Origin of the sequence: Comamonas kerstersii (assembly GCF_008801935.1) — a bacterium.
Classification (GTDB): domain Bacteria; phylum Pseudomonadota; class Gammaproteobacteria; order Burkholderiales; family Burkholderiaceae_C; genus Comamonas; species Comamonas kerstersii.
In genome coordinates, this window is sequence record NZ_VZOT01000001.1 from 395,405 (window position 1) to 409,054 (window position 13,650).

Sequence of the window (13,650 nt, forward strand, 5' to 3'; positions counted from 1 at the left end):
TTTGCATGCGTCACACCTCAACTGCTTAGCACTTGATACCTACATGCAGCGCCACAATGCCGGCTGACATGTTGTGATAGTCCACGTGGCCAAAGCCTGCTTCCTGCATCATGGCCTTGAGCGCTTCCTGGCCAGGGTGCATGCGAATGGATTCGGCCAGATAGCGGTAGCTGTCAGGGTCCCCCGCCACCATCGAACCCATTTTGGGCAGGATGTTGAAGGAGTACCAGTCGTAAGCCTTTTCCAGCGGCTTGGCTACCTTGGAAAACTCCAGCACCAGCAGCTTGCCACCGGGCTTGAGCACACGGTTCATTTCCTTGAGTGCCACATCCTTGTGTGTCATATTGCGCAGACCGAAAGCCACACTCACCAGATTGAAGTGGTTGTCGGGGAAGGGCAGCTTTTCGGCATCGCACACCAGTGTGGGCAGCACAATGCCTTTGTTGATCAGACGATCACGGCCCACGCGCAGCATGGCCTCGTTGATGTCGGTGTGCACCACGGTGCCGCTGGTGCCGACCTTCTTGGAAAAGGCCATGGACAGGTCACCCGTGCCGCCGGCGATATCCAGCACCTGGTCGCCTTCCTTGAGGTTGGCCACCATGACGGTGTAAGCCTTCCAGGCGCGGTGCAGACCGGCCGACATCAGGTCGTTCATGACATCGTACTTGGAGGCCACGGAATCAAACACACCGCGTACGCGTTTGGCTTTTTCGCTTTCGTCGACCGTCTGGAATCCAAAGTGTGTGCTGCTCATAAGCTTCAAATGTAAACAGAGCGCAGCGCTGTCACCAGCGACAACCCCGCAGGAACGCAGGGCATACCGACTCTGCAATCAAAATTTTTTAGCAGGCAAAGCAGCCTCGAATATGCTTTGCAAGCTACGTTAAATATAGCACCCAGCACTGCCATGCCCCAACACTGGGATTTCAGCTGTGACAGCAATACATCAGTGCAGATAGCCAAGACCTCACGCAGCGCAACCAAGCGCTGCGCTGTGTGGGCAGTGCTTAGCTGCCGCAGCCGCAGGAGCCACTGCCGCAACCACCGCCGCTGCTGCCTGTGCCGCAGCTGCCGCCAGCCTTTTCGGGCATGGGCGTGTCACGGTCTACGCCGGCTGCCTGCAGGCGTGCGAAATAGTCGTTCCACAGCGCATCCTGCTTGCTGCCCAGTTCGTACAGGTAGTTCCAGGTGTAGAGGCCGCTTTCGTGGCCATCGCTGAAGAAGGGCTTGATGGCGTAGTTACCAACCTGCTCGATGTTGACGATGGTCACATCGCGTTTGCCGGTCTGCAGCACTTCCTGGCCCGGGCCATGGCCCTGCACTTCAGCAGAGGGCGAGTACACGCGCATCAGCTCAAAGGGGATGCGAAAGGTCTGTCCGTCGGAGTAGCCGATTTCCAGCACACGAGAAGCCTCGTGCACCGTCAGCGACTGGGGGATGGGCATATCTGCCATAGTGGGGATTACCTAGAAAACAATAGCTGCCAGCGCTGGTATTTCCTTGATTTCAGATAAAAAACACTCTGAAACCCAGGAAAGATCAACGCAAGCAGCTCATATTTTTAAGACCAGCGTACCAGAGCCTGGGCAATGGCAGCGTCCGTGGCGACAAGCGCTTGCTCTAATTGTGCTTCGCGTTGCAAATCGCGTTCACGCAAGGGGTTTGCCCAGACGGAGGCCGGGAAATGGCTGTCCCAGTCATAACGGGCAATCACGTGCCAGTGCAGGTGCGGCACCATATTGCCCAGCGCCGCCAGATTGATCTTGGTCGGCTGCAGCTGCGTGCGGATGACGCGCTCCACCTCAGCCACCACCGCCATACAGGTGTTGCGATCGAGTTCAGACAGGTCCGACAGTTCCGCCACATGCGCATTCCAGATCACGCGATAAAAGGCAGGAAAGCCCGCCTCCTGCGCGCGGATCACACGCAGCTGCTGGCCCTGCCAGACGGACAGTCCACCCGCCTCGCGGCACAGCACGCAATCTGCGTTGTGGTCCAGAGCCATTACAGCAACACCCGCTCAATGCCGCCCTGATTGGCGCGCTGCACGTATTCGGGCAGCCAGTTTTCACCCAGGATCTGCTTGGCCATCTCGACCACGATGTAGTCGGCCTCCAGCAGGCCGTTTTGCAGGTCATTGCCGTAGCGGCTCAGGCCTTGCAGGCAGCTGGGGCAGCTGGTCAGGATCTTGACGTTGTCCTTTTCGCCCACGGCGCCCTTGGCGCGCAATTCGGCTTCACCCTTGCGCAGTTCGCCTTCCTTGCGGAAGCGGATCTGCGTGGAGATGTCAGGACGTGTCACGCCCAATGTGCCGGACTCACCGCAGCAGCGGTCGCTCTTGAGCACCTGATCGCCCACCAGGGCCTTGACGGTCTTCATGGGGTCCTGCAGCTTCATGGGGCTGTGACAGGGGTCGTGGTACAGATAGCCTCCCTGACCTTCTGGCAAGGTGATGCCCTTTTCCAGCAGGAACTCATGGATGTCGATGATGCGGCAACCCGGGAAGATCTTGTCGAAGTGGTAACCCTGCAGCTGGTCATAGCAGGTACCGCAGCTCACGACCACGGTCTTGATGTCCAGGTAGTTCAGCGTCGTGGCTACGCGGTGGAAGAGCACACGGTTGTCCGTGATCATCTTGTCCGCCACGTCGTACTGGCCCGAGCCGCGCTGGGGGTAGCCGCAGCACAGATAACCCGGAGGCAGCACTGTCTGTACACCCGCATGCCACAGCATGGCCTGCGTAGCCAGACCCACCTGGCTGTACAGGCGCTCAGAGCCGCAGCCGGGGAAGTAGAACACCGCTTCCGTATCCGCATGGGTGGACTGCGGGTTGCGGATGATGGGCACGTAGTCCTTGTTCTCGATATCCAGCAGTGCACGCGCCGTCTTGCTGGGCAGACCACCGGGCAGCTTTTTGTTCACGAAGTGAATCACCTGCTCCTTGATCGGAGGCTTGCCCACGGTGGCAGGAGGACGCTTCATCTGGGGCTTGGCCACGGCGTGCAGCAGGTCCGACGCCAGGCGCTGTGCCTTGAAGCCCACGCCCACCATGCCCTTGCGCAGCAGGTTGATGGTGTCGGGGTTCGTGGCGTTGAGCATGGCCATGGCCATCTTGTTGCCGGGGTTGAAGCTCTTCTTGCCCATCTTGCGCAGCAGGTTGCGCATGTTCATGGTCACATCGCCAAAGTCGATCTTGACCGGGCAAGGCGTGAAGCACTTGTGGCAGACGGTGCAGTGGTCGGCCACGTCTTCAAACTCCTGCCAGTGCTTGATGGACACACCACGGCGTGTCTGCTCTTCGTACAGGAAGGCCTCAACCAGCAGCGAGGTGGCCAGAATCTTGTTACGGGGCGAATACAGCATGTTCGCGCCGGGCACGTGCGTGTTGCACACGGGCTTGCACTTGCCGCAGCGCAGGCAGTCCTTGACGGAGTTGGCAATCTCGCCAATGTCCGACTGCTGCATGATCAGCGATTCATAGCCCATCAGGCCAAACGATGGCGTGTAGGCATTGGTCAGGTCGGCATACATCAGCGCTTCGCGGGGCGACTCGGCTGGCACCAGACCATTCTTTTCACGAATCAGCTTGCCGCGGTTGAAGCGGCCGTGGGGGTCCACGCGCTTTTTGTAGTCCGCAAAGGGCTGCAGCTCTTCGTCGCTCAGGAATTCCAGCTTGGTAATGCCAATGCCGTGCTCACCCGAGATCACACCATCCAGACTGCGCGCCAGTTCCATGATGCGCGCCACGGTTTCGTGGGCCGTCTGCAGCATCTCGTAGTCGTCGGAGTTGACGGGGATGTTGGTGTGCACATTGCCGTCACCGGCGTGCATGTGCAGCGCCACCCACACGCGGCCCTTGAGCACGCGTTGGTGGATATTCACCACTTCCGCCAGGATGGGCTTGAAGGCCTCACCGCTGAAGATCTGCGCCAGCGGCTGGCGAATCTGCGTCTTCCAGCTGGCGCGCAGGCTGTGGTCCTGCAGCTGCGGGAACAGGGTGGCCACATCGGCCAGCCAGCCCGCCCACTGGGCACGCACATCACGGACCAGGTCCATGGCCTGGTGCACGCGGTCTTCCAGCAGCTCGGCCGAAGGAATTTCAGCCGCGCCATCCTGCTTGCCCAGCGGCAGATTGTTCTTCTCAAAGAATTCCAGCAGGGCATCGCACAGCTTGAGCTTGTTGCGCAGGCTCAGCTCGATGTTGATGCGCTCGATGCCATCCGTGTACTCCCACATGCGGGGCAGCGGAATCACCACGTCTTCATTGATCTTGAAGGCATTGGTGTGGCGCGAGATCGCTGCCGTGCGCTTGCGGTCCAGCCAGAACTTCTTGCGAGCTTCTGCGCTGATGGCCACAAAGCCTTCGCCGTTGCGCGAATTGGCAATACGCACCACTTCGCTGGTCACGCGCGCCACTTCGTCGGCGTTATCGCCCACGATGTCGCCAATCAGCACCATCTTGGGCAGGCCGCCATTGCCCTTCTTGGACTTGGTGGCGTAACCCACGGCTTTCAGATAGCGGTCATCCAGATGCTCGAGGCCCGCCAGCAGCACGCCGCTGCGCTTTTGCTCCTCGAACATGTAGTCCTTGATTTCCACGATCGAAGGCACAGCATCCTTGGCGTTGCCAAAGAACTCCATGCACACGGTGCGGGTGTGCTCAGGCATGCGGTGCACCACCCAGCGTGCGCTGGTGATGAGGCCGTCTGTGCCTTCTTTCTGCACACCGGGCAGACCGGACAGGAACTTGTCGGTCACGTCCTTGCCCAGGCCTTCCTTGCGGAACTTGTGGCCGGGAATGTCCAGACGTTCCGTGCGCAGCAACTGCTTGCCCGAAGCATCGAAATACTTCAGCTCAAAGCTGGCCATCTCAGCGTCGTGAATCTTGCCGAGGTTGTGGCCCACGCGCACCACCTCCAGCCATTCGGCATCAGGTGTCACCATGCGCCAGCTGGCCAGGTTGTCCAGAGCGGTACCCCACAGCACGGCCTTCTTGCCGCCGGCATTCATGGCGATATTGCCGCCAATGCAGGATGCCTCGATCGAGGTGGGGTCCACGGCAAACACAAAGCCTGCGCGCTCTGCAGCCTCGGCCACGCGCTGCGTGACCACGCCAGCCTCGGTCCAGACCGTAGGCACGGCCTTGTCCACGCCGGGTAGCTGCACCATTTCCACTTCGGTAATGGCCTGCAGCTTTTCGGTATTGATGACTACCGAGCGCCAGGTCAGCGGAATGGCACCGCCGGTGTAGCCTGTGCCACCCCCACGGGGGATGATGGTCAGACCCAGCTCGATACAACCCTTGACCAGGCCGGCCATCTCGGCTTCGGTATCAGGGGTCAGTACGACGAAGGGGTATTCCACGCGCCAGTCGGTCGCGTCCGTCACATGGCTGACGCGCGAGAGGCCGTCGAACTTGATGTTGTCCTTGTGGGTGAGCTTGCCCAGCGTCTTGCGCACACGCTGGCGCAGCTCGGCCGCTTCCTCGAACATGCGGTCAAACTCACGCACGGCGCGGTTGGCGGCTTCAATCAGCTGGCCGACCAGCTGGTCGCGGTGCGGGTCTTCCTGGGGAATGCGGCGCTTTTGCACTTCCGCCATGCGGTGCTGCAAGGCTTCGACCAGCAGCTTGCGGCGGTCGGGGTTGTGCAGCAGGTCATCCTGCAGGTAGGGATTGCGCTGCACCACCCACATATCGCCCAGCACTTCGTAGAGCATGCGGGCAGAGCGGCCGGTCTGGCGCTCCTGACGCAACTGGTTGAGCACATCCCAAGCGGATGAGCCCAGCAAACGGATCACGATTTCCCTGTCGGAAAACGATGTGTAGTTGTACGGGATCTCTCGGAGTCGGGCAGGTTCGGCAACCTTGGCTTCAAGCATTGCCTGCTCAATCGGTGCATTCATGGATATAGACCGGGTTGGGCGCGGAGGGCGCACCGTAAGTCATGGGGATGATGATTTTATGCCAGCCCCTCTGGCGCGCAGACGGAGCATCCAGAGAGACCTGACATCGCAATGCGCAAAATCGTTTTGCTATGGTTTTGTTCTCTTTTCGCCACTACGCAGAATCCACAATTTCGCGCAACAAATAACAAAAAAGAAAAAGAATCCCATCGCCATTGATTCGTTTTTTTTCGTTCCTTCTAGAATGAATGGACTGTCCAAGGTCCATATCGCATGCGCAAAACATGCCGTGGCTGGCGGCCATCTGCACTCGTTTTCCCGAGGCAGACGTCATTCATGTCATAAAACTGACACATCCATCTATAGGATGCAAACACCCGTTCTACACGTAGAGGAGTCTTTCCATGCAATTCAAGCGAATCGCCCTGGCTGCAGCACTGGCTGCAACCACTGCCGGTGCTGCCAACGCTGCTACTGAAATTCAGTGGTGGCATTCCATGACCGCCGTGAACAACGAGTGGGTCAATGATCTGGCCAAACAGTTCAACGAAAGCCAAAGCGAATACAAGATCGTCCCCACCTTCAAGGGTGCCTACGACGAGTCCATGACCGCCGCCATCGCTGCCTTCCGCTCTGGCAACGCTCCCCACATCCTGCAGGTGTTTGAAGTGGGCACCGCCACCATGATGGCCTCCAAGGGTGCGACCGTGCCTGTGGGCAAGGTCATGTCTGACGCTGGCGCCAAGTTCGATCCCAGCGCCTACATCCCTGCCGTGGCTGGTTACTACACCGCCCCCAACGGCCAGATGCTGAGCTTCCCCTTCAACAGCTCCACCACCGTCTTCTACTACAACAAGGACGCCTTCAAGAAGGCAGGTCTGGACCCCGAAAAGGCTCCCAAGACATGGCCTGAAGTGTTTGCTGCAGCCAAGAAGCTCAAGGAATCCGGCCACAGCTGCCCCATGACACTGGGCTGGCAGGGCTGGACCCAGCTGGAGTCTTTCTCTGCCTGGCATAACGTAGAGTTCGCCACCCACCAGAATGGTCTGGGCCAGGACGGCCACAAGGCACGCCTGAAGATCAACTCGCCCCTGCACGTCAAGCACATCGACAACCTGGCCCAGGCAGCCAAGAACGGCGAGTTTGTGTACAAGGGCCGTGGCTCTACCGCACAGGCTTCCTTTGTGGCTGGCGAATGCGCCATGATCCAGACATCGTCCGGCTTCTACGGTGACGTGTCCAAGAACGCCAAGTTTGCCTACGGCCTGGCACCTCTGCCCTACTACGATGACGTGTCCGGCGCTCCTCAGAACACCGTGATCGGCGGCGCTTCGCTGTGGGTGATGTCTGGCAAGAAGCCCGAAGAGTACAAGGGCGTGGCCAAGTTCTTCGAATTCCTGTCTCAGCCTGAAATCCAGGCCGCTTCGCACCAGCGCACCGGCTACCTGCCTGTGACCATGGAAGCCTTCAAGATGACGGAAGACTCCGGCTTCTACAAGAAGAACCCCGGCACCGACGTCGCTGTGAACCAGATGGTCCGCAAGGTGACCGACAACTCGCGCGGTATCCGCCTGGGCAACTATGTGCAGATCCGTACCATCGAGGATGAAGAACTCGAACAGGTATGGGCAGGCAAGAAAACTTCGCAGGAAGCTCTGGACAGCATCGTCAAGCGTGGTAACGAGCTGCTGGCTCGCTTCGAACGCGCTAACGCGGGCAAGTAATCCGCTTCAGCAGAAGGGCTAATACCCTTCTGAGTTACACGGTACAGGGGCTGCGCACTTGGCGCAGCCCCTGTCTGCTAGGCACAATACGCGCACATTCGCTGAGACATAGTGTTTCGCCTCTTTTCGTTTTGACGCGATTTGTCGCAAAACACCATGCGATGACTTTCACTCCGCCCCCGAGGTCACTCACCCCGGTGGTTTTTTATTTTGTGATCCATCATGGAAAAACGCGTACTTTTCCGCTCCGGATGGCTACCTTGGGTGCTGATTGCGCCCCAGCTGCTCATCATCGGCATCTTCTTTTTCTGGCCTGCCGGCCAAGCCGTGCTCCAGTCTTTCCAAATGGAAGATGCGTTCGGCCTGTCGACCGAATGGGTCGGACTGGACAACTTCCGCAACCTGCTGGATGACCCGAGCTATCTGACCTCCTTCCAGCGCACTGCCGTGTTCTCCGTGCTGGTCGCAGGTGCCGGGATTGCAATTTCTCTGGTGCTGGCCATTTTTGCAGACCGCATCGTGCGCTTTGCCATGGTGTACAAGACGCTGCTGATCGTGCCCTACGCGGTGGCACCCGTGATCGCAGGTGTGCTGTGGGTGTTCATCTTCTCGCCTTCGATTGGCGTGGCGACCTACTACCTGGGCAAGCTGGGCTACGACTGGAACTACCTGATGAATGACAACCAGGCCATGGCGCTGGTGGTGATTGCATCGGTGTGGAAGCAGATCTCCTACAACTTCCTGTTCTTCCTGGCGGGCCTGCAGTCGATTCCCAAGGCCCTGATCGAAGCTGCTTCGATTGACGGTGCTGGCCCATGGCGCCGCTTCTGGAACATCCAGCTGCCGCTGCTGTCGCCCACGACCTTCTTCCTGCTGGTGATCAACATCGTCTACGCCTTCTTTGACACCTTCGGCATCATCGATGCGGCGACCCAGGGTGGCCCCGGCCAGTCGACCTCGATTCTGGTCTACAAGGTGTACCAGGACGGCTTCAGAGGCCTGGACCTTGGCAGCTCCGCCGCCCAGTCCGTGATCCTGATGTTTATCGTGGTGGTGCTCACTGTGATCCAGTTCCGCTACGTCGAGAAGAAAGTGCAGTACTGATCATGGTTGACCGTAATCCCTGGCTCAATATCCTGTCCCACGCCGTACTGATCATCGGCGTGGCCATCGTGGCCTTCCCGCTGTATCTGGCGCTGATTGCTTCCACGCACACGGCCGATGCCGTGGTGCAGTCGCCCATGCCGCTGCTGCCTGGCGCTGAAATGTGGGAGAACTACAAGGCAGCGCTCTTTGGCTCCGGCAAACTGGGCTCCAACACCAACGTCGTGCACATGATGTGGGTGAGCTTTGTGGTGGCCATTGTCATCACCGTGGGCAAGATCGCGATCTCGCTGCTGTCAGCGTTTGCCATCGTGTACTTCCGCTTCCCCTTCAAGATGCTGTGCTTCTGGGCCATCTTCCTGACGCTGATGCTGCCCGTGGAAGTGCGTATCCTGCCTACCTACAAGGTGGTGGCGGATCTGGGCCTGCTCAACAGCTATGCGGGTCTGACCCTGCCCCTGATCGCTTCGGCGACCGCCACCTTCCTGTTCCGCCAGTTCTTCCTGACGGTGCCGGATGAGCTGGTGGAAGCCGCCCGCATTGACGGTGCTGGCCCCATGCGCTTCTTCAAGGACATTCTGGTGCCCCTGTCCAAGACCTCGATCGCGGCGCTGTTCGTGATCCAGTTCATCTACGGCTGGAACCAGTACCTGTGGCCCCTGCTCATGACCACTTCGGAAGACATGTACCCCGTGGTGATCGGCATCAAGCGCATGCTGGCCGGTGGTGAAGCAGCGGTGGACTGGAACATTGTGATGGCAACTGCCATTTTGGCTATGCTGCCTCCCACGGCAGTGGTGATCCTGATGCAAAAGTGGTTCGTCAAAGGCTTGGTGGATACCGAGAAGTAATCCCCACGGCCACATCCTCCCGCTTTTGACCAATTACTAGATACGAACGAGATACTGTTATGGCATCCATCTCCTTAAAGAACATCGTTAAGCGCTACGGCACAGGCAAGACCGCTGTCCCCGTGATTCACGGCATCAACGTCGAAATCAAAGACGGCGAATTCGTGGTGCTCGTGGGCCCCTCGGGCTGCGGCAAGTCCACGCTGCTGCGCATGATTGCTGGCCTGGAAGAAATCACCGGCGGCGACCTGCTGATCGGCGACAAGCGCGTCAACGATCTGGAACCTGCCAAGCGCAACATCGCCATGGTGTTCCAGAACTACGCACTCTACCCCCACATGACCAACTACGAGAACATGGCCTATGGCCTGAAGCTCGCCAAGGTCCCTGAAGACGAAATCAAGCGCCGTGTGGACAAGGCCGCCAAGATTCTGGAACTGAGCCATCTGCTCGAGCGCACTCCGCGCCAGCTGTCTGGTGGTCAGCGCCAGCGCGTGGCCATGGGCCGTGCCATCGTGCGCCAGCCCCAGGTGTTCCTGTTTGACGAACCCCTGTCCAACCTGGATGCCAAGCTGCGTGGCCAGACCCGTCTGGAAATTCAGAAGCTCCACGCAGAGCTGGGCATTACCTCCATCTTCGTGACCCACGACCAGGTGGAAGCCATGACGCTGGCACAGCGCATGGTGGTGATGAACGGCGGCCATGTGGAGCAATTCGGTACTCCCGAAGAGGTCTACCACACCCCTGCTTCGACCTTTGTGGCCAGCTTCATCGGCTCGCCCCCCATGAACCTGCTCAAGAACTCCCCCAGTGGCAAGCCCGGTCTGATTCTGGGCATCCGCCCCGAGCACATCGACCTGGTCGAAACCGGTGGCGTGGCATTCCGTGTGGAAACCGTGGAACTGCTGGGTGCCGAGCGCCTGCTGTACGGCAAGGTGGGCGACGAAAGCGTGACCGTGCGCGTGGAAGAAGGTAAGCCTTATCCCAAGCCCGGCGAGACTGCGCAGATCTGGGCCCGTCAGGATCGTCTGCACTGGTTTGACGCTGAAACCGGCAAGCGCGTGTAAGTTGGATGTGTCTACGCTGCTGCATACTTCGTTGCTCAGCCTTGCCGTAGCGCTGCTACTGTCTGCGGCTGAGCGCCTCGTCTGGACCGCTTCGCTGCACCGTAGACCCCTCCTTAGCGCATAGAAATCCCAAGCGCCCCAGCTTTGCTGGCGGCGCTTTTTTCATGACTGCATCATTGATCACAATGACTACTGCTTTGAAACCCTGGCCCTACCCCCGCTGGGTGGCCCACCGCGGTGCTGGCAAGCTGGCACCAGAGAACACCATGAGCGCCTTCCGCCTGGGCGCACACTACGGCTACCGCATGTTCGAGTGCGACGCCAAGCTCTCCAAGGACGGCGTGCTGTTCCTGATGCACGACGCCACGCTCAACCGCACGACCAATGCACAGGGCACAGGCAGCGACCTGACCATGGGTGAGATCGCCCAGCTGGACGCAGGCAGCTGGCACTCACGTGCTTTTGCTGGTGAAGCCCTGCCTACGCTGGAAGCGCTGAGCCGCTGGTGTCTGGCCAACCACTACTTCCTGAACGTGGAAATCAAGCCCACGCCCGGCCAGGAACTGGAAACCGGCCACGCCTGCGGTGCGCTGATGAACAAGATCTGGCCACAGACAGAAGTGCAGCCGCTGTTCACCTCGTTCAAGCCTGATGCACTCCAGGGTGCCAAGGAAGTCGCGCCCCATATCCCCCGCGGCCTGCTGGTGGACAAGTTGGCCGATAGCTCGGGCGATGCCGACCTGCAGATCGCCCTGGATCTGGGCTGCCAGGTCATGGTGCTCAACCACGCGCTGTGGACACCCGAGCTGGTGGCCAAGGTGCATGGTGCAGGCCTGCGCTGCAGCAGCTACACGGTAAACGACGAATGGGCGGCACAGCGCCTGATCGATCTGGGCACCGACGCCATCATCACCGACCGTGTGGACCTTTTCAGCCCTGCACAAAGCGGTGCACACATCTAAAACAATAGCTGCCAGCGCTTGCAAAAAGCCAATTTCAGAATCAAAACCATCTGAAATGATTGTTTGACAAGCGCAAGCCGCTATAAAAACAAAGACCTCTCCGACTGGAGAGGTCTTTTTTCATGCCCGTCTGTCTGGTGATCAGCTACGGGGCAGATACTGCATCTGCTCACGCACATGCTGCGCCACCACACGCATTACTTCCTGCAGATGCTGCTGCACCTGCGCAAAGTTGGCACTGGGCTCACGCGTGTCTTCATCCAGATAGATACGGCGGTTGATCTCAATCTGCAGGCTATGGCGCTGGTACTCGGGCTGCCCAATGCGGCCAATCAGCGCCACGCCCTTGTACGGGTCGTTGTAGGCCACGCTATAGCCCTGGCTTTGCAGCGTCTCGCCAATCAGGCGGATAAAGGCCGGGTCACAGGTGGTGCCATCACGGTCCCCCAGCACAAAGTCCGCCAGCTGGCGCTCGGGCTGGCCCAGACGCACAAAGACATCGCTGGGCATGGAGTGCAGATTGATGTGCCACACACCACCAAAGCGGTCCACACTCCAGCGGATAGCCTGTGCCAGCGCCGCATGGTAGGGACGCCAGTAGCGCTCAATGCGCTGCTGCACCTCCACCACACTGAGCTTGCGGTCGTACATGGGGGTTGCCTTGCCCGCCTGGCTGATCTTTTCCCAGATCAGCCCCAGCCCCTGCTGCGTCTTCACGCTGGGTGTCAAAGGCTCGGGCCATACCCCATCCAGCATGGCGGGGTTGATGTCGCCTTCCTCGCGGTTGGGGTCAATGTAGGTGCGAGGAAAAGTGGCCTCAATCAGCGTCGCACCGTGCTCGGGAAAGGTTTCCCACAGCTGCTGCACCAGCGAGTCTTCACCACGGCGCAGCAGTTGCAAGGGCACGCAGCTGCCAAAGTCAGCCGGGTAGGCCGTGCCGCTGTGCGGAGAGTCACACACCAGCGGCAGTACTTCACCCTGCGGCGGATGCAACAGTACAGGCGCATCCGGGCGGGGCTTCAAAAATTCAGGCAAGTCTTGCATCAGTCAATTCTGATGTTGGCACGCTTGGCCACAGCGGTGTAGCGCTCAATAGCCGCATCAATTTGCTTGGCAAACTCTTCGGGGGAGTTGCCCATGCCCTCACCCGCGATTTCCTTTTGCTTCTTCTGGAAGTCGGGGTCCTGCATCACTTGGTGCGCAGCAGCGTTGAGCTTGTCAATGATGGGCTTGGGTGTGCCAGCAGGCGCGACCAGACCAAACCAGCCGCCATCACCCATCTCGGGGAAGCCCAGTTCGGTGTAGGTGGGCACATCAGGCAATACCTCTGCACGCTTGAGACCCAGCACCGCCAAGGGACGCAGCTTGCCAGCCTTGATGTTGGTCAGCGAAGAAGACAGGTTATCGGTCATGGCATTGACCTGGCCACCCAGCGCATCATTCAGGGCCTGGCCAGCGCCCTTGTAAGGCACATGCAGCAGCTCAATGCCAGCCAGGTTCATGAAGTTCTCGATATTGGCGTGGCCCAGCGAACCCGTGCCGGGGGAGGCAAAGCTGTACTTGCCGGGTTCTTTCTTGGCCAGCGCAATGAATTCCTGCATGGTGTTGGCAGGCACGCTGGGGTGCACCACAAACACGCTGGGCACAGCCATCACATTGGTGATGGGCGCAAAGTCCTTGCGCGCGTCATAAGGCAGCTTGCTCATGATGGCAGGGTTGGAGCCGTGGGTAGATACGGTCGCCATGCCGATGGTGTAGCCATCAGGGGCCGATTTGGCAATTTCCGCAGCGCCAATGGAGCCACCCGCACCGCCCTTGTTTTCAATCACCACCGCCTGACCCAGGATGGGGCCCATCTTGTCAGCCAGCAGGCGGGCGACGATGTCGGTAGAGCCACCTGCCCCAAAAGGCACGATCAGCTTGATGGGGCGGCTGGGATAGTTATCAGCGGCCCAGACAGCAGGTGCAATGGCAGCCATGGTGGCAGCAGCGGCAACAGTCTTCAGCAGAGTGCGGCGCAGATTCATGGGGTTTC

At 59.5% G+C, this 13,650-nt stretch carries 11 protein-coding genes; 5 read left to right on the forward strand and 6 right to left on the reverse strand.

The window, feature by feature from the left end; genetic code table 11:
- Positions 1-25: 25 nt before the first annotated feature.
- From ubiE to F7P80_RS01870, 4 genes are all read right to left on the reverse strand, one after another.
- On the reverse strand, positions 26-757 hold the full coding sequence (gene ubiE / locus F7P80_RS01855; RefSeq protein WP_054067405.1) for a bifunctional demethylmenaquinone methyltransferase/2-methoxy-6-polyprenyl-1,4-benzoquinol methylase UbiE: 732 nt from the start codon (positions 755-757) through the stop codon (positions 26-28).
- Positions 758-1,010: 253 nt separating this feature from the next.
- Entirely contained in the window at positions 1,011-1,457 is a 447-nt protein-coding gene (locus F7P80_RS01860) for a gamma-butyrobetaine hydroxylase family protein (protein ID WP_054067404.1), read from the reverse strand.
- A 107-nt stretch (positions 1,458-1,564) separates the two neighbouring features.
- Positions 1,565-2,008 (reverse strand): HIT family protein, encoded by a 444-nt coding sequence (locus tag F7P80_RS01865; RefSeq protein WP_151042339.1) that lies wholly within the window; start codon positions 2,006-2,008, stop codon positions 1,565-1,567.
- Positions 2,008-5,907: a DUF3683 domain-containing protein gene (locus F7P80_RS01870; protein ID WP_151042341.1), complete on the reverse strand. Its 3,900-nt coding sequence runs from the start codon at positions 5,905-5,907 to the stop codon at positions 2,008-2,010. Before F7P80_RS01870 ends, F7P80_RS01865 begins: the two co-directional genes overlap by 1 nt.
- Positions 5,908-6,311: 404 nt before the next feature.
- On the opposite strand from F7P80_RS01870, the gene ugpB reads away from it, so the two are divergent.
- The 5 genes from ugpB to ugpQ all read left to right on the forward strand — a co-directional run bounded on the left by ugpB (position 6,312) and on the right by ugpQ (position 11,615).
- On the forward strand, positions 6,312-7,631 hold the full coding sequence (gene ugpB, locus F7P80_RS01875) for a sn-glycerol-3-phosphate ABC transporter substrate-binding protein UgpB (protein WP_054067401.1): 1,320 nt from the start codon (positions 6,312-6,314) through the stop codon (positions 7,629-7,631).
- A gap of 222 nt (positions 7,632-7,853) precedes the next feature.
- On the forward strand, positions 7,854-8,735 hold the full coding sequence (gene ugpA, locus F7P80_RS01880; RefSeq protein ID WP_054067400.1) for a sn-glycerol-3-phosphate ABC transporter permease UgpA: 882 nt from the start codon (positions 7,854-7,856) through the stop codon (positions 8,733-8,735).
- 2 nt (positions 8,736-8,737) lie between these two features.
- Positions 8,738-9,586: a sn-glycerol-3-phosphate ABC transporter permease UgpE gene (gene ugpE, locus F7P80_RS01885; protein WP_054067399.1), complete on the forward strand. Its 849-nt coding sequence runs from the start codon at positions 8,738-8,740 to the stop codon at positions 9,584-9,586.
- Between the two features lie 59 nt (positions 9,587-9,645).
- Positions 9,646-10,653 carry a sn-glycerol-3-phosphate import ATP-binding protein UgpC gene (locus tag F7P80_RS01890; RefSeq protein ID WP_151042343.1) on the forward strand — a complete coding sequence of 336 codons (1,008 nt, stop codon included), beginning with the start codon at positions 9,646-9,648 and terminating at the stop codon, positions 10,651-10,653.
- Positions 10,654-10,838: 185 nt separating this feature from the next.
- The gene (gene ugpQ / locus F7P80_RS01895; RefSeq protein WP_151042345.1) at positions 10,839-11,615 is read left to right on the forward strand and encodes a glycerophosphodiester phosphodiesterase; all 777 of its coding nucleotides are present in this window, start codon (positions 10,839-10,841) and stop codon (positions 11,613-11,615) included.
- 141 nt (positions 11,616-11,756) lie between these two features.
- Here the strand turns inward: ugpQ and F7P80_RS01900 are convergent, their stop codons facing one another.
- A complete protein-coding gene (locus F7P80_RS01900; protein ID WP_151042347.1) occupies positions 11,757-12,659 on the reverse strand; it encodes an N-formylglutamate amidohydrolase in 903 nt (300 codons plus the stop codon).
- A complete protein-coding gene (locus tag F7P80_RS01905; protein ID WP_054067395.1) occupies positions 12,659-13,642 on the reverse strand; it encodes a tripartite tricarboxylate transporter substrate binding protein BugE in 984 nt (327 codons plus the stop codon). Before F7P80_RS01905 ends, F7P80_RS01900 begins: the two co-directional genes overlap by 1 nt.
- Positions 13,643-13,650 lie beyond the last annotated feature (8 nt).

Coding starts and splice junctions, on each gene's coding strand:
- ubiE (WP_054067405.1), bottom strand. CDS start 757: ATGAGCAGCACACACTTTGGATTCCAGACGGTCGACGAAAGCGAAAAA.
- F7P80_RS01860 (WP_054067404.1), bottom strand. CDS start 1,457: ATGGCAGATATGCCCATCCCCCAGTCGCTGACGGTGCACGAGGCTTCT.
- F7P80_RS01865 (WP_151042339.1), bottom strand. CDS start 2,008: ATGGCTCTGGACCACAACGCAGATTGCGTGCTGTGCCGCGAGGCGGGT.
- F7P80_RS01870 (WP_151042341.1), bottom strand. CDS start 5,907: ATGAATGCACCGATTGAGCAGGCAATGCTTGAAGCCAAGGTTGCCGAA.
- ugpB (WP_054067401.1), top strand. CDS start 6,312: ATGCAATTCAAGCGAATCGCCCTGGCTGCAGCACTGGCTGCAACCACT.
- ugpA (WP_054067400.1), top strand. CDS start 7,854: ATGGAAAAACGCGTACTTTTCCGCTCCGGATGGCTACCTTGGGTGCTG.
- ugpE (WP_054067399.1), top strand. CDS start 8,738: ATGGTTGACCGTAATCCCTGGCTCAATATCCTGTCCCACGCCGTACTG.
- F7P80_RS01890 (WP_151042343.1), top strand. CDS start 9,646: ATGGCATCCATCTCCTTAAAGAACATCGTTAAGCGCTACGGCACAGGC.
- ugpQ (WP_151042345.1), top strand. CDS start 10,839: ATGACTACTGCTTTGAAACCCTGGCCCTACCCCCGCTGGGTGGCCCAC.
- F7P80_RS01900 (WP_151042347.1), bottom strand. CDS start 12,659: ATGCAAGACTTGCCTGAATTTTTGAAGCCCCGCCCGGATGCGCCTGTA.
- F7P80_RS01905 (WP_054067395.1), bottom strand. CDS start 13,642: ATGAATCTGCGCCGCACTCTGCTGAAGACTGTTGCCGCTGCTGCCACC.